The sequence below is a fragment of the Bradyrhizobium sp. Kon37 genome (genome assembly GCF_055807535.1).
On sequence record NZ_JBVVOY010000002.1, the window covers coordinates 515,853 to 537,357 of the forward strand.

Annotated in this window: 18 protein-coding genes and 1 tRNA gene; 8 read left to right on the top strand and 11 right to left on the bottom strand. The window is 64.5% G+C overall.

Going from position 1 to position 21,505, the window contains the following annotated elements:
• Positions 1-153: 153 nt before the first annotated feature.
• The gene (locus AC0L3J_RS06765; RefSeq protein ID WP_456764784.1) at positions 154-393 is read right to left on the bottom strand and encodes a hypothetical protein; all 240 of its coding nucleotides are present in this window, start codon (positions 391-393) and stop codon (positions 154-156) included.
• 364 nt (positions 394-757) lie between these two features.
• Between AC0L3J_RS06765 and AC0L3J_RS06770 the strand changes: the two genes are divergently transcribed.
• The 3 genes from AC0L3J_RS06770 (at position 758) to AC0L3J_RS06780 (ending at position 5,712) form a co-directional block, all read left to right on the top strand.
• Positions 758-1,930, top strand: a complete 1,173-nt coding sequence (locus AC0L3J_RS06770; protein WP_473346530.1) for an efflux RND transporter periplasmic adaptor subunit — start codon at positions 758-760, stop codon at positions 1,928-1,930.
• Entirely contained in the window at positions 1,927-5,073 is a 3,147-nt protein-coding gene (locus AC0L3J_RS06775) for an efflux RND transporter permease subunit (protein WP_473346531.1), read from the top strand. Before AC0L3J_RS06770 ends, AC0L3J_RS06775 begins: the two co-directional genes overlap by 4 nt.
• Before the next feature lie 66 nt (positions 5,074-5,139).
• Positions 5,140-5,712 (top strand): invasion associated locus B family protein, encoded by a 573-nt coding sequence (locus AC0L3J_RS06780; protein WP_473346532.1) that lies wholly within the window; start codon positions 5,140-5,142, stop codon positions 5,710-5,712.
• Between the two features lie 165 nt (positions 5,713-5,877).
• Here the strand turns inward: AC0L3J_RS06780 and AC0L3J_RS06785 are convergent, their stop codons facing one another.
• Positions 5,878-6,240 carry a DUF1428 domain-containing protein gene (locus tag AC0L3J_RS06785; RefSeq protein ID WP_473346534.1) on the bottom strand — a complete coding sequence of 121 codons (363 nt, stop codon included), beginning with the start codon at positions 6,238-6,240 and terminating at the stop codon, positions 5,878-5,880.
• Between the two features lie 203 nt (positions 6,241-6,443).
• On the opposite strand from AC0L3J_RS06785, the gene AC0L3J_RS06790 reads away from it, so the two are divergent.
• Entirely contained in the window at positions 6,444-8,306 is a 1,863-nt protein-coding gene (locus AC0L3J_RS06790) for a caspase family protein (protein WP_473346535.1), read from the top strand.
• The gene (locus AC0L3J_RS06795; protein WP_473346760.1) at positions 8,221-8,784 is read left to right on the top strand and encodes a CocE/NonD family hydrolase; all 564 of its coding nucleotides are present in this window, start codon (positions 8,221-8,223) and stop codon (positions 8,782-8,784) included. The genes AC0L3J_RS06790 and AC0L3J_RS06795 overlap by 86 nt, the downstream gene beginning before the upstream one ends.
• 42 nt (positions 8,785-8,826) lie before the next feature.
• Here AC0L3J_RS06795 and AC0L3J_RS06800 read toward each other — a convergent pair.
• The 7 genes from AC0L3J_RS06800 to AC0L3J_RS06830 form a co-directional block, all read right to left on the bottom strand.
• Positions 8,827-8,900 (bottom strand) — tRNA-Gln (locus AC0L3J_RS06800).
• A gap of 170 nt (positions 8,901-9,070) precedes the next feature.
• Positions 9,071-10,042 (bottom strand): Bug family tripartite tricarboxylate transporter substrate binding protein, encoded by a 972-nt coding sequence (locus AC0L3J_RS06805; protein ID WP_473346537.1) that lies wholly within the window; start codon positions 10,040-10,042, stop codon positions 9,071-9,073.
• Positions 10,043-10,098: 56 nt separating this feature from the next.
• A complete protein-coding gene (locus AC0L3J_RS06810; RefSeq protein WP_473346539.1) occupies positions 10,099-11,229 on the bottom strand; it encodes an iron-containing alcohol dehydrogenase in 1,131 nt (376 codons plus the stop codon).
• Between the two features lie 14 nt (positions 11,230-11,243).
• A complete protein-coding gene (gene pdxA / locus AC0L3J_RS06815) occupies positions 11,244-12,281 on the bottom strand; it encodes a 4-hydroxythreonine-4-phosphate dehydrogenase PdxA (protein WP_473346541.1) in 1,038 nt (345 codons plus the stop codon).
• Positions 12,278-13,384 carry a four-carbon acid sugar kinase family protein gene (locus tag AC0L3J_RS06820; protein ID WP_473346543.1) on the bottom strand — a complete coding sequence of 369 codons (1,107 nt, stop codon included), beginning with the start codon at positions 13,382-13,384 and terminating at the stop codon, positions 12,278-12,280. Before AC0L3J_RS06820 ends, pdxA begins: the two co-directional genes overlap by 4 nt.
• Complete coding sequence (locus AC0L3J_RS06825; protein WP_473346545.1) at positions 13,381-14,826, bottom strand: FAD-binding oxidoreductase; 1,446 nt, start codon at positions 14,824-14,826, stop codon at positions 13,381-13,383. Before AC0L3J_RS06825 ends, AC0L3J_RS06820 begins: the two co-directional genes overlap by 4 nt.
• A 24-nt stretch (positions 14,827-14,850) precedes the next feature.
• A complete protein-coding gene (locus AC0L3J_RS06830; protein WP_473346547.1) occupies positions 14,851-15,765 on the bottom strand; it encodes a dihydrodipicolinate synthase family protein in 915 nt (304 codons plus the stop codon).
• A gap of 121 nt (positions 15,766-15,886) precedes the next feature.
• Between AC0L3J_RS06830 and AC0L3J_RS06835 the strand changes: the two genes are divergently transcribed.
• Positions 15,887-16,720: an IclR family transcriptional regulator gene (locus AC0L3J_RS06835; RefSeq protein WP_473287274.1), complete on the top strand. Its 834-nt coding sequence runs from the start codon at positions 15,887-15,889 to the stop codon at positions 16,718-16,720.
• 9 nt (positions 16,721-16,729) lie between these two features.
• On the opposite strand, the gene rnz is transcribed toward AC0L3J_RS06835, so the two are convergent.
• Positions 16,730-17,632, bottom strand: coding sequence for a ribonuclease Z (rnz, locus tag AC0L3J_RS06840; RefSeq protein WP_473287275.1), 903 nt, complete (start codon positions 17,630-17,632; stop codon positions 16,730-16,732).
• 262 nt (positions 17,633-17,894) lie between these two features.
• On the opposite strand from rnz, the gene AC0L3J_RS06845 reads away from it, so the two are divergent.
• Positions 17,895-19,397, top strand: coding sequence for an amidase (locus AC0L3J_RS06845; protein ID WP_473346549.1), 1,503 nt, complete (start codon positions 17,895-17,897; stop codon positions 19,395-19,397).
• A 22-nt stretch (positions 19,398-19,419) separates the two neighbouring features.
• Here the strand turns inward: AC0L3J_RS06845 and AC0L3J_RS06850 are convergent, their stop codons facing one another.
• Complete coding sequence (locus AC0L3J_RS06850; protein WP_473287277.1) at positions 19,420-20,025, bottom strand: TetR/AcrR family transcriptional regulator; 606 nt, start codon at positions 20,023-20,025, stop codon at positions 19,420-19,422.
• Between the two features lie 201 nt (positions 20,026-20,226).
• Between AC0L3J_RS06850 and AC0L3J_RS06855 the strand changes: the two genes are divergently transcribed.
• Positions 20,227-21,468: an efflux RND transporter periplasmic adaptor subunit gene (locus AC0L3J_RS06855; RefSeq protein ID WP_473287278.1), complete on the top strand. Its 1,242-nt coding sequence runs from the start codon at positions 20,227-20,229 to the stop codon at positions 21,466-21,468.
• The last annotated feature ends 37 nt before the right edge of the window (positions 21,469-21,505 follow it).

Here is a 21,505-nt window from a genome sequence, read left to right on the forward strand (position 1 = left end):
TAGCGGGTCAATGCGAGTAAGCTGCGAGAACGCTTGAATAAGTCCAGATCAAAGCGATTCTAAACTGCAGTTTGAAATCGTTCTAAATCGACATTGGATTCGTTCTAAAGAAAGCACGAAAATGCCGCGAGATTGGCGGTCGCGCGCGCATCGTCAATCGCTGCTTGGCGGCTTCATCAACGAGAATAATTCATCGACGGTCTTCTGCGCCACCGCGCGCACGCGATCGCTGTCGTCCATGCCGGCAATGTTGACGCCGCCCACGACGGCTCTGATCTCGTCGCGGAAGTCGGTGAGAAAGCGCAAGGGATCACGCTGCTCGTTGGCGACGCGTGCGATCAGTCCCGTGATCAGGATCTGACACGCGATCAGTTTGCCGTTCAGTTCGTCCATGCTGCGCTCCCGTTGTGGAGCGCCGATATGACTGATGCCGATTTTCCTGACAACCGAAACGGCCTCTGCGCGACTTAGAACCGTTCTTGGGAGCCGCCCCGCGTAGCGCATCCCCATCCCGCGCACACCGCTTCCGAGCATTGCACAAGATTTGCTCGCAGATCGTTCGTGGCGGGACAATGCAGCACTGCACACCGTAGTGACACGGAGCTGCCTAAGCAGTGCAAAGCTTTCCAATTGTTTAGGATTCTCAGCCGATAGTGCTGTTTACACTGGAACTTGGCGTGTATTATACAAGCGCGCCGGAACCCTACGATTGCCTCACAATTCGTAGCTTAAGGCATAAGAGCCGACACGAGACGATATGAAAAAGTCCCGGCCGATCCTCTGGATTCTGATCATCGCGGCCGTGGCCTCCGCGGGTTACTATGGTTGGCAGAAATTCGGCGCGCCCGACGCCGGAAAAACCCAGACCGCACAGAAGGGCCTGCAACGCCCGCCCGCCGTCCCCGTGAGCGTTTCGCCAGTCCAGAAGGTGGACTTTCCGGTTTATCTGACCGGTCTCGGCACGGTTGCGGGCTTCAACACCGTCCAAGTCCGGACCAGGGTGGATGGCCAGATCGACAAGATTGCCTTCACCGAAGGCCAGATCGTCAAGGAAGGCGAGCTCCTGGCCTCGATCGATCCCCGCCCCTATCAGGCCACGCTCGACCAGGCCAAGGCCAAGAAGGCGCAGGACGAGGCAAATCTGGCCAACGCCAATCTCGAGCTCCAGCGCGCCATGAAGCTCGGCGAATTCGCTACCGCACAACGGGTCGACACCCAGCGCTCCACGGTCGCCCAGCTCACCGCGCAGATCGCCGCCGACGAAGCTTCGATCTCCAACGCGCAGACCCAGCTCGACTACACCCAGGTCAAGGCGCCGATCACCGGCGTCGCGGGCCTGCGCCAGGTCGACGTCGGCAACATCGTCAACGCCTCGACGCAGACCGGCATCGTCACGATCTCGCAGGTCGAGCCGATCTCGGTGATCTTCACGGCGCCGGAAGATCAGTTGCCTTATATCAGCGAGGGCCAGAAGGCCGGCGCGCTCAGGGTGATCGCCTTCACCACCGACGGCAAGAAGACGCTGGCCGAGGGCAAGCTCGCCGTCATCAACAACCAGGTCGACACCAGCAGCGGCACGATCCGGCTCAAGGCGGTGTTCGACAATAAGGACCACGCGCTGTGGCCCGGTCAATCGGTGTCGACACGCCTTCTGGTGCGCACCCTGAAGGATGCGACTGTTGTCCCAGATGACGCCGTCCAGCACTCCACCAACGGCCTCTACGCCTATACCGTCAATCAGGACAGCAAGGCCGAGGTGCACAAGATCAAGGTCAGCTACGCCATCGACGGACGTTCGGTCGTCGACGAAGGGCTGACGCCCGGGCAGCAGGTGATCACCGGGGGCCAATTCAAGGTCCAGCCCGGAAGCCTCGTCTCCACGGCCGTGGCGAGTACGGATCCGGCGCAGAACAAGGTTCGACAGGAATGAACGCGGGCGGGATTTCGGCACCTTTCATCCGTTATCCCATCGGCACCTCGCTGCTGATGGCCGGCATTCTCTTCGTCGGTCTCGTCGCCTATCCCCTGCTGCCGGTCGCGCCCCTGCCGCAGGTGGACTTCCCGACCATCCAGATCACCGCCAATCTGCCGGGCGGCAGCCCGGAGACCATGGCCTCGTCGGTGGCCCAGCCGCTCGAACGGCAATTCGCCCAGATCCCGGGCATCGCCCAGATGACCTCGACGAGCTATCTGGGCACCGCGTCGATCACCATCCAGTTCGACCTCAACCGCAGCATCGACGGCGCCGCCAACGACGTGCAGGGCGCCATCAACGCCGCGAGCGGTCAGCTGCCGAAGAACCTGCCCTCGCCACCGACCTACCGCAAGGTCAACCCGGCCGACGCCCCGATCCTGCTGCTGTCGGCGACCTCCGAGACATTGCCGCTGACCAGTGTGAGCGACGCGGTCGACGCCCAGCTCGCTCAGCAGATCAGCCAGCTCTCCGGCGTGGCGCAGGTCTTCATCGGCGGCCAGCAGAAACCGTCCATCCGCATCCAGATCGACCCGGCGAAACTCGTCGCCAAGGGCCTGTCGATGGAGGACGTGCGCAGCCAGATCGCGATCACCACGGTCGACAGCCCGAAGGGTAACATCGACGGTCCGAAGCGCGCCTACACGATCTACGCCAACGACCAGCTCACCCAGGCCAGGGACTGGAACGACGTCATCATCGCTTACCGCAATGGCGGTCCCTTGCGAATCCGCGATGTCGGCCAGGCGGTCAGCGGCGCCGAGGACGCCAAGCAGGCGGCCTGGGCCAACGGCAAGCGCGGCGTGTTCCTGGTGATATTCAAGCAGCCGGGCGCCAACGTCATCGAGACTGTCGACCGGATCAAGGCCACCCTGCCTCGCCTCGTCGCCGCGATCCCGCCCGCGATCAAGATCGAGCTCATCAGCGACCGCACCACGACAATCCGCGCCGCGGTCGAGGACGTCCAGTTCACGCTGCTGCTGACCATTGCGCTGGTGGTCATGGTCATCTTCATTTTCCTGCGCAGTTTCTGGGCGACCGTCATTCCCACCATCACGGTGCCGCTGGCGCTGCTGGGCGCGTGCGCCTTGATGTGGGTCGTTGGCTATTCGCTAGACAATCTGTCGCTGATGGCCCTCACCATCGCGGTCGGATTCGTGGTCGACGACGCCATCGTGATGCTCGAGAACATCACGCGCTACATCGAGGAAGGCGAATCGCCGATGGCGGCCGCCTTCAAGGGCTCGAAGGAAATCGGCTTCACCATCGTGTCGATCAGCATCTCGCTGGTCGCGGTGCTGATTCCGCTGCTGCTGATGGGCGGCATCATCGGACGCCTGTTCCGCGAATTCGCCGTCGTCCTGGCGATGACGATCTTCGTCTCGATGTTCGTGTCGCTGACCCTGACCCCGATGATGGCCTCGCGCTTCCTGCGCGCCCATGGCGAGGTCACCCATGGCAAGTTCTACCAGTGGAGCGAGCGCGGCTTCGATGCGATGCTGCGCGGCTATGAATGGGTGCTCGACCATGCCCTGAGCTGGCGCCGCACGACGCTCACGATCTTCTTCGCGACCCTTGCCCTGTCGATCTATCTGTTCGTCCTGATCCCGAAAGGGTTCTTCCCGCAACAGGACGTCGGCCTGATCACCGCGACCTCGGAAGCCTCCCAGGACATCTCGTTCGCGGAGATGCAGCGTCGCCAGGTCGAACTTGGCAAGATCGTGATGGACGATCCCGACGTCGCAACGATCGCAATGAACATCGGCGGCAGCGGCCGCGCCGGCAACAACGGCAACATGTTCATTACGTTGAAGCCGCTCAGCGTCCGCAATGCCTCTGCGCAGCAGATCATCGCCCGGCTGCGTCCCAAGCTCGAGAAGGTGTCCGGCGCCCGCCTCTACATGCAGGCGGCCCAGGACGTCCGGCTCGGCGGCCGGCCGACGCGTACGCAGTTCGAGTTCACCCTGCAGGACGCCGATCTCGCCGAGCTCAATGACTGGGCGCCGAAGATCCTCGCCAAGATGCAGACCCTGCCGCAACTGCGCGACGTTGCGACAGACCAGCAGACCCAGGGCACCACGGTTCAGCTCAAGATCAACCGCGATACTGCAGCGCGTTACGGAATCCAGCCGCAGCTGATCGACGACACGCTGTACGACGCCTTCGGACAGCGCCAGGTCACGCAGTATTTCACCCAGCTCAACACCTACAAGGTGATCCTCGAGATCCTGCCGGAGATGCAGGGCAGCCTCGAGAGCCTGAACAAGCTCTACCTGAAATCTCCGCTGACCGGCGACCAGGTGCCGCTGTCGACCTTCGCGACCTGGAGCACCGATCCGGTGCGCCCGCTCTCGATCAGCCACCAGGGCCAGTTTCCGGCAATCACGATCAGCTTCAACCTCGCCCAGGGGGTCGCGCTCGGCCAGGCCACCGAGGCCGTACAGAAGGCGATGGCCGATCTCGGCGCGCCGCCGACGCTCAATTCGAGCTTCCAGGGCACGGCACAGGCGTTCCAGCAGTCGCTCGGCACCGTGCCGCTCCTCATCCTCGCCGCGCTGGTCGTGGTCTATCTGATCCTCGGCATCCTCTACGAGAGCTACATCCATCCGATCACGATTCTGTCGACCCTGCCCTCGGCCGGCGTCGGCGCGCTCGCGATCCTGATGGCGGCGGGCTTCGAGTTCAGCCTGATTGCTTTGATCGGAGTCATTCTGCTGATCGGCATCGTGAAGAAGAACGGCATCATGATGGTGGACTTCGCCATCGCCGCGGAGCGCGACGAGCACAAGACGCCGGCGGAATCGATCCGGCAGGCGGCGCTGTTGCGCTTCCGTCCGATCATGATGACCACGATGGCTGCCCTGCTCGGCGGCGTGCCGCTGATGCTCGGCCACGGCACCGGCGCCGAGATTCGCCAGCCGCTCGGCTACGCCATGGTCGGCGGTCTGATCGTCAGCCAGGCGCTGACGCTGTTCACCACGCCGGTCGTCTATCTCTATCTCGACGAGCTCAACAACTGGTTCTCGGGCTGGGGCCGTAAGGGTGACGGCGAAGGCGACGAGACGGTCGAGCACGGCACCGTTAAGGAAGCTGCCGAGTAGCAGCTTGCACCGCGCGCCTCGCGACGTTACAGCGAGGCCCTCGGTTCACGTCAACGCGGTTTTGCCATGCCCATGCAATCCAGACTTGCCGCCCTTGCCGCCGCTGTCCTGTTGTCGGCGAGTGCTGCGCATGCCCAGCAAGGCGCCAAGAAGAGCGCGGCTCCCTCTGCCCCGGCGGCACAGCCCGCGCCGGCTCCGACGCAGCCGCAGGCTGACGGCGCTGCGGCGCAGCAGCCCGGCTGGGTCGTGCGCTGCACCAGCGTCAGCCGCGACGCACCGCTCGAATGCGCGATGGAGCAGAACGCGGTGCTCACCAAGACCGGCCAGACCATCGTCCTGATCAACATCCGCATCGCGCCCGACACCCGCACACCCGTGGCGCTGCTGCAATTGCCGCTTGGCCTCAACCTTCCCATCGGCGCCAAGCTCCAGGTCGACGACGGCAAGGCGGTCGATCTCCCAATCCAGACCTGCGAGAACCGCGGCTGCTACGCATCGACGCCGATCGCGCCAGACCTGCTTGCGACCTTGCGGTCGGGCAAGCAGCTCAAGGTCTCCTTCCAGAACATGGCGAAGGAAACGATCGCGATCCCGATGCCGCTGGGCGATTTCGCGGCGGCCTACGACAAGATCAAGTAGCTCTTTCGCGCGTTCACTGCCGCGCCATCTGCGCGTTGCCGACGGAGTCGCCGTCGAGCTTCTGGTCGTCGTGCATGATGACAGTGACGCGCGAAAGCAAGTGAAACGGCTAGCCACGATGCTGCTGCATGGGCAAGCACCGATGTGTAGGCCGGGTCGGCGCCCTCACTCCACGGGATCGCTCGCCCTCAGCAGCGTCGTGAAGCCGCCATAGATCATGCGCTTGCCGTCGAACGGCATGCCCTCCAACTTCAGCCGCGGGTCCGCCATCACCTTCTTGTTGACGGCGTCGCGAGTCTCCCGGTCGCGATAGACGATCCATGAGAACACCACGATCTCGTCCTCCTTCGCCATCACCGCGCGCGGAAACGAGGTCAGCTCGCCATAGGGCACGTCGTCGCCAATGCATTCGACACAATCGAGCGCACCGTGCTCCATCCAGATCGCGCAGGCCGTTGTCGCCAGCGCCTTGTAGGCCTCGATGTTGTCCTTCGGCACGGCCAGCACGAAACCATCGACATAGGGCATCACGGATCTCCTTGGGTTGTGTGTCCGGAGGACGATCCAGCGCGCGGCGGCCCGACTCGTCGTGGCACCCACAAGGTGAGGCAAACTGTCGCGAGCAATTCGTGCGCTACTTCACATTCGTCCGTCGCGGCTCCGTGACATCATCCCTGACGTTTGCATCCGCACAGCCGCTATTTCAGATTGTATTTGGGGAGGCCGCTTTCATGAGCACCCGCCTGTCGTTGCTTTGCGTCCACGGCGTCGGTCACGCGGAGATCGATGCCGGGTTTCAGCAGTCCTGGTCCGAAGTCATCACGCGTGCCGTCGAGCAGGTCGACCAGGGAGTCCAGCTCGATATTGATTTCGTTCGCTATGACGATCTGTTCGAGAAGGCCCCGCTCAATTCCCTCACCTACGCCGCGGCCGCGGCCAAGCTGCTGGCGAGCGCGGTCGTTCACGGCATCGGCGGCCTCCTGACCGGCGCACGCGGCATTGGCGACATCCCCGTCGTCATCAAATGGACCGCAGGCATGATCGCCCAGTGGTCAACCGACGAGCAACTTCGCAAGGACCTGCGCCAGCTCATTCTCGACAAGATCGAGGGCAAGACCTACGACATGGTCCTGGCGCACAGCCTCGGCTCGCTGATCTGCTACGACACCTTCCTGCACGACAGCGACGCGATCAAGGACGCGATCTTCGTCAGCTTCGGATCGCAGATCGGCAACCCCGCGGTGCGCGACGTCTTTGCCGGCCGCATTCAGCCCCTGACCTGCCGGAAATGGTATCACCTCTATAATCCCGGCGATCACGTGCTGACCTATCCGCTCGACATTCGTGCGGATAATTACCAGCAGGTCATCGTGTCCTTCGACGTTCCCAACGACGCGCTCAATCACGATGCGACGTGGTACCTGTCGCACACCAGCACAATTGCGACCGTCTGGCATGACGGCGTTCCGACGCCTGCCCCGCGTGCGATCGTGAGCGCCGCGCGCGAGATGGCGAGCCTTGCGGTCAAACCCGGCCGCCGCGCGCTGCTGATCGGCATCAACGACTACCCCGATCCGGCCAGCAGGCTCGAGGGCTGCGTCAACGACGTGTTCCTGATGAGCTCGGTGCTTCAGGAGAGCGGTTTCGAGCCGGAGGATATCCGCATCGTCCTCAACGACCGCGCGACGACGCAAGGGATCATGGACCGGTTGCATTGGCTGCTCGACGGCGTTCGTGACGGTGACGAGCGCATGCAGTTCTATTCGGGACACGGCGCCCAGATTCCGCGCTACAACATCCAGGGCGAGCCGGATCACGTTGACGAATGTCTCGTTCCCTATGATTTCGACTGGTCGCCGGCTCACGCCATTCTGGACCGCCAGTTCGCCGAGCTGTACTCGCAACTGCCCTATGACAGCTATTTCGTGGCGATGTTCGATTGCTGCCATTCGGGCGGGTTGACGCGCGACGGCGGTCCCCGTGTCCGGGGCTTGAGCCCGCCGGACGACATCCGCCACCGTGCGCTGAAGTGGGATGCGGCCGAGCGGATGTGGGTGCCGCGCGACTTCACGCCTCTGAACAGGAGCCTGAACGACAGGAAGAATGGCGCCGACTTCCTCGGGGAGAACGGGGCAACACAACGGCTGGGGCGCGCCATGATGCTGCGAACCAAGCCGGACAAGGACTACGACAAGACGCGCAAGGAGCTCGACCATCTCGGGCCGTACATGCCGATCCTGCTCGAGGCCTGTCAGGAGCAGCAGCTCTCCTACGAATACCGGGACGGCGCGACGTCTTACGGCGTCTACACCTACTCGATGGCCGGCACGCTGCGCGAGCTGAGGGCCAGGGGCGAAAATCCCTCGTTCAAGACGCTCAATGAGCTCGTCACGGAGAAACTGAGGCGGATGCGATACAGCCAGACGCCGAATCTGGTCGGCGCCAAGGTGCGCTGTGCGGCTCCTGTGCCGTGGGGCAATTCGCAAGGCGCGACGTCCGCCAAGCCTGCTGCGAAAACACCGTCCAGGCGGCCGCGTAAGACGGGGCGCAAGCAGGCGCCGGCGACAAAGAAGGCGACGAGAAAGAAGAGATAGCAAAGCATCGCGCGATCAGGCTAGGGCACGCACCGTCCCCGGCACCATCTATCGTGCGATGCCGGACGAGATGGCGCTGCGCGTCTACCAGGCCAACAGGAAGACCTATGATCCGATCCTGAAGCGGCGCGACCTTTCCGAGGCCTTCTCCAAGATCAAGGCGTCGGTGCTGCTGATCTCCGGCTGCCAGGACAACCAGCTCTCGCAGGACGGCACATTCAACGGCCTGTTCACGGGAACGCTGAAGGCGGTCTGGAACGGCGGGACATTCAAGGGATCTTACCGGCGCTTCCACACCGCCATCGGCGCCAAGATGCCGCCGGATCAGTCACCCAAACTGTCGCTGGTGGGCGCCAGCAATCCGGCCTTCATGGCCGCCCGCCCCTTCACCCTGGCCAAGACGAAGAAGGCCGTAGCGAAGAAAAAGAAATCAGTAGCGAAAAAAGCAAAGAATCCGGAGCGGAGAAATTCGAGGTAGCGCCGAGACGGCGCAGCGGACGAAACAGAAAGGCGCCGGAATTGGCTGGGGAACTAGGATTCGAACCTAGACAAACAGAGTCAGAGTCTGTTGTGCTACCGTTACACCATTCCCCAACGGAATAGCCGAACAAATTCAATGGCTTATTGAACAGCCCGGCTGGGGCCGGAAGCGCATTCGGCGCAAATCACGGCTCAGGCGTGGCAGCGTTCTACCCGCTCGGCCGTGGGCTGGCAAGCGCTGCAGTGGATGGGCTGCGTGCCTCCCCCGGAGATCCCGCGGACACCTACTCCAGCTTGATGTTCGCGGCTCCGATCACCTTTTTCCAGCGCGCCGTTTCCGCGGCGATATAGGCCGCGAACGGTTCGGAATCCACCGCAGCCGCGGTTGCGCCGAGCTCGGCCATCTTCTGCACCGTCTCCGGCTGCTGCATGAAGGCGCGGATCTCGGCCGAGAGCTTTTCGACGATCGGCTTCGGCGTCGCGGCGGGAACGAAGAAGCCATGCCAGGCGACGGCCTCGAAGCCGGGCAGGAATTCGGCGACCGCGGGCGTTTCCGGATCGAAGGCGGCGCGCTTGGGCGTTGCGGTCGCAAGCATCGCGAGCTGGCCGGTTTTCACCTGCGGCAGCAGCAACGGCACGTTGTCGAAGGCCAGATCGATCTGGCCACTGAGCAGATCCGTCAGCATCTGGCTCGAGCCCTTGTAGGGCACGTGTACCATCCTGGTGCCGGTCATCTGCTGAAACAACTCGCCGGCAAGATGCTGCGAAGTGCCGACACCGGCCGAGCCGAACGAGACCTTGTCCGGGTTCGCCTTGAGATAGGCGATCAACTCCGGCACGGTGCGCGCCTTGATCTTGTCGGGGTTGACGACGAGAACGTTGGGCACCACGCTGATCTGGGCAACCGGCGCCAGATCCTTGTCCGGTTGGTAACTGAGCTTCGGTCCGTAGAGAGTGGGGTTGATGGCGAGCGCGGACGTGCTGGCAAGCCCGAGCGTGATGCCGTCAGGCGCCGACTTCGCCAACCGCGTCACGCCAAGGATCGAACCGGCGCCGCCGACATTCTCGACCACGAACGGCTTGCCGAACTTCAGTTGCAGATGGTTCGAGACCATACGTGCGAAAATGTCCGCGGTGCCGCCGGCGGCGAAGGGAACGATCACCGTCACCTGCTTGGACGGATAGCCGTCCTGGGCCTTCGCCGGCGAGGTCGCCAGCAGCACGACCGAGACAAGAACAAGCCATATCGATCTCATCGAAGTTTCCTCTGCATTCCTGTTGTTGATTGGCCGCCGCGCGTGCGCGGAGATGGCTAGAACGCGACCTCGTACATGCTCAGGATCGCATCACGGCCGAGGTCGCGCGGATTGTTGTCGAGCAGGCGGCGAATTGCGTGCGCCTCGCCGGCCATCACGCCGAGATCGTCCCGGGGCACGCCGAGTGCGGACAGCCGCATCTCGATTCCGAGATTCCTGCAGAACCCATAAGTCGCCTCGAATGCAACCTTCGCATCACCCTGCGCCGGCAGTCCGAGTGCCGCCAGCACCGCCACCGTCTTCGTCTCTGCCGCCGGCATGTTGAACGCCAGCGTATGCGGGAAGATCACCGCGCAGGCGAGCCCATGCGCCACATGATGGCGCGTGCCGAGCGGATAGGCCACCGCATGGCCAGCGGTCGTGTTCACCGGCCCGAGGCAATAGCCGCCGTACAGCGAGGCCAGCGCCAGACCCGCGCGCGCCTCGCGATCGCCGCCGTCGGCGACCGCGCGCTTGAGATATTGGCCGACCAGCCGGGCGCCTTCGAGCGCGTAGAGGTCGATCGCCGGATGGGCCTTGCGGCTGGTATAGGCCTCGACGCAATGCGCCAGAGCATCGACGCCGGTGGCGGCAGTGACGTCCTTCGGCACTGTCATCGTCAGGTCCGGATCGACGATGGCGATATCTGCCAGCATGAAGCGGCTCTGCACCGCCTGCTTGTTCTGGCTGACAGGATCGGTGACGAGCGCGCGGGTGCCGGCCTCGCTGCCGGTGCCCGACGTCGTCGGAATCTGCATCAGCGCCACGTTACGGCCGGTCACCTTCTCGGGACCGACGATATCGGCAAAGGCCACCTCGGAGGTACACAGCACCGCGACCAGCTTGGCGAGATCCATCGCACTGCCGCCACCGAAGCCGATGACGAGATCGGGTTTGACGTCGCGCGCCATCGCCACGGCCTTGTCGAGATTGGGCAGGTCCGGCTCGGGCTTGACCTCGCCGAACACCTTCACTGCACCCGGCAGCGCCAGCGTGTCGACACGGCGCGCGTTGAACGGATCGGAAATCACGAGCGGTCGTTTGGCGCCAATGCGCTCGGCGAAGCGCGCCGCTGCGGTGATCGTGCCGCAGCCGAACTCGAGGACGGTCGGACGAAGGATTTCGATGGGTGTGAAAGCGTTGGTCATCGTCGCGCTGGATCTCATGATTTGGATGCGGAGGCGCCAGCGGCCAGCCGTTCGGCATAGTCGATGGCCTCGATCAGGCTGTGCTCGTTGGCGATGCCCTTGCCGGCGATATCAAAGGCGGTGCCATGATCGACGGAGGTGCGGATGATCGGCAGGCCCAGCGTGATGTTGACGCCGGAGAGTTCCTGCCAGCGCCCGGTCGCAGGATCGATCTGGAAGCCGAGCAGTTTGACGGGGATGTGCCCTTGGTCGTGATACATCGCCACCACAGCATCGTACTGGCCAGCCCGCAGCTTAACGAAGACGGTGTCGCCGGGCACGGGACCGACGACATCAAGGCCGTCGGCGACCGCTTTCGCAATCGTTGGCGCGGACACGTCGATGTCCTGCCGGCCGAACAGGCCGCCCTCGCCGGCGTGCGGATTGAGCGCGGCGACGGCGATCTTCGGCTTGGCGATGCCGAGCCTGAGCAGCGCATCGTTGGTGAGGTCGATGACCATGCGCAGGCGCTCCGGCGTCAGACGCTTCGGCACGTCCTCGAGCGCCACGTGGGTCGAGACATGGCTGACGCGCATGTTGCCATGGGCGAGCAGCATCACCGAGCCGCGGACACCGGTGAGATGCGCCAGCATCTCGGTATGACCGGGGAAATGATAGCCAGCCTTGTTGAGCGCTTCCTTGTTGAGCGGTGCCGTGACGATGGCCGCGGTCCGTCCCGCCTGTGTCAGGCGGACGCCCTGCTCGATCGCCTTGTAGGCAAAACGGCCGCCATCGGCCGAGAGCACGCCGGGCTTGATCGGGTCGCCTTCGACGTCGGCCTGGAGGAAGCACAAGTTTGGCCACTCGCGATCGTCGGGCGTAACCTCCGGGATCGCAATGCCCACACCGAGCGCGGCTTTCGCACCATCGAGCGCCGCGCCGCTGCCGATGATCAACAGACGCAGATCGCCCGTCGCGATCCGGTCCTTCAGGCCGACGCAGGCCTTGACGATGATCTCCGGCCCGATTCCGGCCGGATCGCCCATGGTGATGGCAAGGTGGCGAGAGGTCATGTCGGACTCTCCAAGTTGAGCAAATGATTGGTCCGGAGCAGATCGCGCCACAGCTCGATGGGGCCGAACGCGCCGGCTTTCGAGATCACATCGACGCCGGCCCAGCGGCCGCCCTGCAAGATCGAGCGCGGCAATCCCGGTACGATACGTCCTGTCACCTGCAGCGCTTGCGCACCGAGGGCAACGCATGCGGCCTTCAAAGTCTCTCCGCCGGCAACGATCAGCGTGCCCGGCCGCTCAAGTGTCGCAATCACCGCCGTCATCTCGCGCGCGATCCGTCGCGCCGCATCGGCACGGGTCAGACCGTCGGCGAGGGAGAACCTGACCAGCGCAACGCCGTCGGCGGCCAGTTTGCGCTGGACGCGCGGCGCGCCCTCGGCTTCTGCAAGCGTGATGGTTGCCTCACCGCATGCTGCAAGTTGGGAGGCGGTGGCAACCTGGTCGGAGCCGAACAGCCCCAACACCGGCAGCTTCAACTGGTCCGGCGCGTCGGCGCGATGACTGCGGGCGAGCGCACCGGCCAGTCCGCCGCTTCCGCACCAGAGCACGGGCCCCGGCATGCGCCGTCCCATCTCGACCACCCGATCGAGCTCGATATCGCTCTCGGCGTCGAAGACCTGAACGCCGCCCCACGAGAGCGTATCCGCCCCGCCCTGCCGTGCCTCGATGCCCTCCACCTGCAACTGGGTCAGGAGATTCTCTCCGACACGATACCAGTCGCCTTGCACCGTACGCGCAAATTGCTGTCCACCCATGGTGCGGCGCCCCTGATAGTCGAAGGCAGGTGCGACAACGCACGACACCCAATGGCCGCTGCGCAGGCAGGCCCCGAGCTCGGCGGTCCATGAGCCACGCAGCAGGCTGTCAACCTTCTTGTAGGCGATCGTCCCACCCTGAAGCTGCGGCGCCAGCCGTCCGACGATCTCGGTGCTCTCGGCCTTCGACCGCTCGCGGCTGCCACTGTCGATGGCGAGGCTTCCGGAATCCTGCGACGCAGACGCTTCCGGCCATGTGACGTTGAACGGTCCGCACAGGCCGACAAACTCCGCCGCGGTGTCGAGCGCACCGGTGAGATCATCGGCAAGCAGGCGGACGCTCGTCATCGTCGCGCGCCTCCGGCATTGAAGATCTTACCCGGGTTCATCAGGCCCTTGGGATCGAGCAATTGCTTGATATCGCGCATCAGCTCGATATCGAGGGGATCGGTGATGCGGGCGAGCCGGCTGCGATTGGTGATCCCGATGCCATGTTCGGCACTGATCGCCCCGCCCTGCGCCGCGGTCTCGTCGTCAACGATCTCGTTGATCTCAGCGACAAGCGCGGCCGTGGCGTCCGGATCCCGGCAATGCGCGCGGTCGATCAGGGCGATCACGTGGATGTTGCCGTCGCCGATATGGCCGTGCATCACGACGCGCGCATGCGGCACGGCGGCGTTGATCCGGGCCTCGACATTGGTGACAAAGCTGGCCTGCCGCTCCAGCGGCACCACGCTGTCGTGCGACACGACATAACCGCTGCGCTTGTTGCCCTCGGATACGCTGTGCCTGACGGCCCAAATCGCCTTCGCCTGCGCAAGGTTGGACGCCAGGATGACGTCCTCGGCGAGCCCCGCCTCCATCGCATCCACGAGCACCGTGCCGAGCGGCTCATCGAGGTCGACGCCCGCAAGCGTGTCGGTCAGCTCGACGATCAGATACCACGGCGTAGTCAGCTCGAACGGGATCGTGACATGCGGCACGGTCTCCGCGATCGCCTCGATCTGTGATCGTGACATGATCTCGAGGCTGCCGAGCCGGTCGCCGACCGCACCGCGCAGGCGTTGCATGATCTCCAGCGCCTGCTCGACGCCTTGCAATTTGAGCAGCGCCAATGCCGAGCTGCGCGGCGGCGAGAACAATTTCAACACGGCAGCGGTGACAATGCCGAGCGTCCCCTCTGCGCCGATGAAGAGCTGCTTGAGCGCGTAACCTGTGTTGTCCTTGCGAAGCGCACGCAGGCCGTTGAAAATTCTCCCGTCGGGCAGCACGACCTCCAGCCCGAGCACGAGATCGCGCGTCGGCCCGTAGCGCAGCACGGCCGTGCCGCCGGCATTGGTCGAGATGTTGCCGCCGATCTGGCAGGAGCCCTCGGCACCCAGGCTCAGGGGAAAATAGCGATCGACGTCCCGGGCTGCATTCTGCACCTCGGCGAGAATGCATCCGGCCTCGACCGTGATGGTGTTGGCAAGCGGGCAGACGTCGCGCACGGCCCGCATCCGGTCGAGCCGGATCACGACATTGCCTGCACGATCATCCGGGGTCGCGGCGCCGCACATCCCGGTGTTGCCACCTTGCGGTACGATCGCGAGCTGCCTTTCAGCACAGAACTCGACGACGGAGGCGACCTCCGCGGTCGAGCCGGGTTTCACCACGGCGGCGGCGCGACCGTGATAACGCCCGCGCCAGTCCACAACGTACGGCTCCTGATCGGGCCCGGACGCAATGACGTGCTTGTCGCCGACGATGGCGGCAAGCCCGGTCAACGCATCACGGAAAGGGTCGGACATCGGATCGCCTCGTCGCGCGCCGCGCTAGGCAGCGATTGCCGTCGCGTTCGCGAGCAGCTGTTTGACCTGCTCCGGCGGCAAGGATTCCAGCGGCGGCCGCAGGCGCTGCCATCCGGCATGGCCGGTGCGCTCGGCCACCAGCGCCTTCAGGGAGGCCATCTGGGGGAAACGCGAGACCAATTCGCGCGCCTTCGCGATGCGCGCCTGCGCAGCCTTGAGTGCCGCGTCGTCGTCGCTATCGCGAAAATGCTTGTAGACATAGGCGAGATCGCGCGCGACGAGATTGGAAGTGGCGGTGATGCAGCCGGCGCCGCCCTTGCGCAGCAACGGCAACAGCAGCGGATCGGCCCCGACCAGGACCGAAAAGCCCGGGAAGCGCTCGACCATCGCGGTCATGTTGGCGAAGTCGCCGGAGGAATCCTTGATGCCCGTGAAGGTGGACGGATAAGCCGCGCGCAGCCGCTCAATCAGGGCATGCGAGATCGGCTGCGCCGACATCTGCGGGATGTGATAGAGCACGACCTTGAGCCTGGCATCGCCGATGCGCTGCACGACTTCACTGTAGGAGGCGAAGATGCCGTCATCGGTGACGCCCTTGTAGTAGAACGGCGGCAACATCACGACGGTATCGACGCCGACCGAAAGCGCGTGGCGCGTCAGGGCAATGGTCTCGCTGAGCGCGGCAACGCCGGTGCCCGGCAGCAGCCGCTGCGGTGCGTTGCCGGCGGCGACCACCGCCTCGAGCAGTGCCATGCGCTCGGCTGCCGAGAAGGAGTTCGCCTCGCCTGTCGTGCCCAGCAACGCGATGCCATCGCAGCCCTCGTCCAGAAGATGGCGGCAATGCGCGATGAAGCGCGCATGATCGGGGGCGAGCTCGGCGTCGAGCGGCGTCAGCGCGGCGGAGAACACGCCATGAGGGTGCAGCGATGATGTCGACAAACTTCCTCCGATCGTCAAATCAATATTGTTCGGAATGCGAACATTTGTTATTGGCTTGACCTGTCGTAAAATCAGCTTGGCGCCACGTCAAGGGCGACATGTCATGGCGAGACATTAGAGCATGGCCAAGATCGAAAAGAAGGCCACGAAGCGCGCACCGGAAACCACCCCGAAGAATCCCAAGAATTATGTCGCTTCCGTCGGCAAGGCCTTCGCTGTGCTCAAGGGCTTCACCAGCGAGGCCTTCGAGTTGACCCTGAGTGAGATTGCCGCACGCGCCGATCTCGATCGCGGGACGGCATTCCGGCTGATCCAGACCCTGGTCGAGCTCGGCTATGTCCAGGCGGTTCCGCAAAGCCGCCGGTTCCGCCTCGGGGTTGCCTGTCTCGACCTTGGCTACACCGTGCTGTCGCACGGATCGTTGCGGCCGATCGTCGAGCCGCTGCTGCGCGATCTCGTGCCTGATGTCGGCGATGCGGCCTCGCTCGGGATCCTCGACGGCGGCGACGTGATCTATCTCGCGCGCATCGGCGCGGGCCTCGACCGCCACAAGATGGATCGCCGGCCGGGCACGCGCATTCCCGCCTACAGCGCCGCGCTCGGCCATGCCATGCTGGCGCATCTGGCGCGGCACGAGCAGATCGAGCGACTAGAAGCGCGCCCTCGCGTCAAGTTGTCGGAGCGAACGCTGACCGATCTCGATGCCCTGCTCGCCCGGCTCGATCAGGTGAAGAAGAAGGGCCATGCCGTCTCCGACGGCGAGAACGCCTATGGCCTGCGCACGCTGGCAACGCCGATCTTCGATGCCCGGGGTCTCGTGATCGGGGGATTGAGCGTCACGGTCGATGCGATGCGCATGGACATGCAGACCTTCCGCGACCAGGCACTGCCAAGGCTGATGCAGGCGACGCGAGAGGTGCAGGACCTCGCGATCAAGTCGGGATTGACGAGCTGAGGGCGGCGTTCAAATCACGATGTGATCGAAGTCGGCGGCGATCCGCGTGTTTGGAAAAACCCCTATCGCTTCGGCCAGAATTTCTTCGTCCCGATAACGCCCCGACATGTGATTCAGCACGAGTTGCCCGACGTTGTTCGCGGCGGCAAATGAAGCCGCCTCGCGGGCGGTGAGGTGGCCATAGTCCCGTGCGGTCGCAGCGTCGCGATCGAGGAAGGTCGCCTCGACCACCAGTAGATCGGCATCGACGACATGTTTGGATAGCCCGTCGGTGGTTTCGGTGTCGCCGATTACCACGAGCTTCCTGCCGCCGCTCGGCGGCCCCAGAACGTCTTCCGGATCAATCGTGCGGCCGGCGATCACGACCGGTCGTCCCGCGGCCAGTTCTCCGCGCATGGGCCCATCGGGAACACCGAGCTCGGCGAGGCGCTCCCGCTCCAGATGGCGACGTGCGGGGCTCCGGAAGGAAAAACCAAAGCTGTCGGTGTCCCGGTGGCGGACCGGAAAGCAGTCGATGGTGAAGTCACCGGCGTCGATAACCTGTCCTTCAATCAGCGGCGCGAACTCCGCAGGGATCGGCGCCCTGCCCGCGCCCCACAGGCCGGCAAGCATGCGGATGACGATGTCGAGTGTCCCCTGCCCTCCATGGACGGTCATCACGTCCGATTGCTGGCGCAACCCCAGCGTCGAGAAGAGACCTGGAATGCCGAGCACGTGATCGAGATGGGCATGCGTCAGCAGAATGCGGTCAAGCCGCCGAAACCCCGCACCGCTGCGCAGCAACTGACGCTGCGTACCCTCGCCGCAATCGATGAGGACGCGCTTGCCCGCTGCCTCCACGAGGAGAGCCGGATGGTTGCGCTCCGTCGACGGAACGCTTGCCGAGGTCCCAAGGAATGTCAGGGCGAACATGCTGTCAGTATCCAGGCTTCACCACCCCCAATGCCACGCGAGCAGCAGCGCGTACAGAGCCCATCGATCGCGCATAGACCGCGGCAAGAAGTGCGTATCCCGCGATCTGGCGGTCGGACGCCGCCTTCGGCCCCCGACCGGCGGACAGATCTGGTTCCCGTTGCGCGGCCTCCTCAGTACATCTGCCAAATTGCATGCTCGATGCTCGGATAGGTTTGCAGCCGAGACATCGACGCGGCGAGGCGAGACAATGGAGATCGTGATGCCGCCCGGACTGACCGCAAGCGACTGGGACTACGGTTCGATCAGCACAATGCTGAGCGCCCTGCACGCGCGCAAGGTTTCCGCGTCGGAGTTGATCGAGCATACGATCGCGCGCATCGAGGCGCTGGACGGGCGGATCAATGCCGTCGTCGTTCGCGATTTCGATGGCGCAAGAGACGCCGCACGCGCCGCCGATGCCGCACTTGGCCGCGGCGAGCGGCTGCCATTGCTCGGCATCCCCGTGACATTGAAAGAACCGTTCAACGTCGCCCGCCTGCCGACGACATGGGGCTTTCCGCATTCCAGGGATTTCCAGCCGGCGGAGGACGCCCTTGTCGTCTCGCGGTTGAAGGCAGCGGGCGCTGTCATCATCGGCAAGACCAACATCCCGATCGGTCTCAGAGATTTCCAGAGCTACAATGAGATCTACGGGACGACGAACAATCCATGGGATCTCGGCCGATCGCCCGGCGGCTCCTCAGGCGGATCCGGCGCGGCGCTGGCCGCAGGGTTCGGACCGCTCTCGATCGGCTCGGATATCGGCGGCTCGATCCGGGTGCCCGCGCATTTCTGCGGTGTGTTCGGACACAAGCCGAGCCTCGGCCTGGTCCCGCTGCGCGGATACAGCCTGCCGCCGGCGCCGCCTGTGCCTGGCCAGGGTGATCTCGCCGTCGTCGGGCCGATGACGCGCACCGCCTCGGACCTCGCGCTCGCCCTCGACGTGATCGCCGGCCCCGACGAGACGCGCGAGGGGATCGGCTATCGTCTTGCGTTGCCGGCCCCGCGCCACGACCAGCTCAGGGATTTCAGGATTCTCGTGATCGATACGCATCCGTTGATGCCGACAGGCGATGCCGTGCGTTCCGCCATCGGGCGGTTGGCGGAACGGCTCGAACGATCAGGCGCGCGGGTTTCGCGATCGAGTGCGTCGCTGCCCGACCTCGCCGAATCCGCGCGGCTCTACATGAAGCTGCTCAACGCGGCGCGAAGTCCACGCCTGACACCGGCCGCCCTCGCAGAGGCGCAAGGAGTTGCCGCGGCACTTTCGCCCGACGACCGCAGCCTGCAGGCCGAGCGCGCGCGCGGCTGGGCGATGGTCCATCGCGAATGGCTGGCGACCGATGCGGCGCGCTTGCGGCTGCAACAACGGTGGCAGGAGCTGTTCCGAGATTTCGACGCAGTGATCTATCCGGCCGCGGCCGTGCCGGCGTTTCCACAGGACCAGTCCGAGCCGTTCGACGCGCGGCAACTCGATATCGACGGACAGCTCTACAACTATGCCGATGCATGCTTCATCTGGGCAGACCCCGCTTCGACCTGCGGACTGCCTGCGACCGCCGTTCCGATCGAGCGCACGCCGTCGGGCCTGCCGATCGGCGTCCAGATCATCGGGCCTTATCTCGAGGATCGCACCACGATTGCGCTCGCCGGATTGATCGAACGCGCGTTCGGCGGCTTCGTTCCGCCGCCGTCGTTGGCTGCCACGCAATCGGTGAGTTGAGAGAGGAAGGCGGCAACGGTCGTCAGGTTCTTTCAGTCGACTGCGCCTCGACCGCCTGCACGGCGACGCTCGCGACCTGCTGCAACGCTTCGCGATCGGAGCCTGAGGACGCCATCACGCCCATGCCGACCGCGACGGCCGAGACATAGCGCGCAAGTGCTGCGGGATCCGAGCCCGGCTTGAGATCGCCTTCGGTCTTGGCGTGGATGAAACGGTCGCGAAGCTGGTCCTCGTTCTGGGCGCGACGGGCGGCGAGCTCGAAGGGGACGCTCTCTGATCCGGTGCCGCACGCAATACCGCCCTGCACGAGCAGGCAGCCGGGCGGGTTGGCCGGATCGGTTTGCTTGTCGGCGATGCCCATCAGCATCCGCTCGGCGACCTCGCGGGCGGTGGGTGCCGCCACCACCTCGTCCATCCAGACGTTGCGCAGTTTGGTATAGCGGTCGAGTGCGGCCTTCAGCAGCCCTTCCTTGTTGCCGAAACAGGCATAGAGGCTGGGCGGATTGATCCCCATGGCCTCGGTCAACTGAGCGATCGTGGCACCCTCGTAGCCATGGCGCCAAAACACTTCCATCGCCTGGTCCAACGCCGTTTCGGCGTCGAATTCGCGGGGGCGTCCCATGCCCATGTGCCTGTTCTCCTCGAAATCGGCGTCGTCTCTCAACCTAACGCCTGATCCTATCTCTTTGTTCTCGCTTTATTTTCTCTTCCACTTGCCAACTCTTGCGGTAAGCGGCTACAATTTTCTTAGCGGACGGTACATAAGTATCTTGCGCTGCGGTATCCAGCTCCACATCTGTAGTGAACACTACATATCTGGAGCGCGCAAATGCCCCCCTCCCAAAATACCTCTCGCCCTGGCCGTGTCCGCCGCCTTCTCGGCGGCGTCGCCATCGTGGGCGCTCTCGTCGCAGCCGGCTCGATCGCGACCGGCCATTACTTTCGTGCCGCGCAGGCGACCGCGACCGCCGCGGCCGAGCAAGCCGTCCCCGTCACTGTCGCTCTGATCGAACCAAAGCAGACGGTGCTGTGGGACGATTTCTCCGGCCGGCTCGAGGCCATCCAACGCGTCGAGCTTCGCCCGCGCGTGGCCGGTGCGATCCTGTCGACCAACTTCACCGAAGGTGCGCTGGTGAAGGCAGGCGACGTCCTGTTCAAGATCGACCCAGCGCCCTACGCGGCCGAGGTCGACAAGGCCGCGGCCCAACTCGAAGCCGCGAAAGCGCGCGTCGTGTTCACGCAGAATGAGCTCGAGCGCGGCGCGCAACTGGTGGGCAACGCGGTGGTCACGCGGCGCGACTACGACCAGCGCGACAACGCCAACCGCGAGGCCATCGCCAACGTGAAGGCGGCCGAGGCGACGCTCCAGACCGCAAAACTCAATCTCGATTACACCGAGGTACGTGCGCCCGTGGACGGCCGCGTCGGCAAGATCGAAATCACCGTCGGCAATCTCGTCGCCGCCGGCACCGCCTCTCCGGTGCTGACCTCGCTGGTCTCCGTCAATCCGATCTATGCGTCATTCGATGCGGATGAAGAGCTGGTGGTGCGGGCGTTGAACTCGATTTCCGAGGACTCCGGCAAGCGCGGCAATCTCGACCAGATCCCGGTCGCGATGGCGACCTCCGGCGGTCTCTCGGCGAAGGGGCACATCCAGCTCATCGACAACCAGGTCAACGGCCAGAGCGGCACCATCCGTGTCCGCGCGGTGTTCGACAACGAGGACGGGCGTCTCATCCCCGGTCAGTTTGCCCGCGTGCGCATGGGCCAGCCCAAGCAGCAATCGCTGGTCATGATCGACGAGCGCGCGATCGGCACCGATCAGGACAAGAAGTTCGTAATGGCGGTCGGCGACGATAGCCGCGCGGTCTACCGGTCGATCACGCTCGGCGGCTCGGTGGACGGGTTGCGTATCGTGACGGCGGGGCTGAAGACCGGCGACCGCATCATCGTCAACGGCCTCCAGCGCGTGCGCCCGGGTGCCCTGCTCAAGACGGAGATCGCGGCAATGGGCGCGCGCGGGCCGCAGCAGGCATCCAACCACAGCAATCAGGACGTCGTGCAGCGTTAGCGTCTCCGCCATGCCGGAGCGCGCGGGCAGCGCGAAC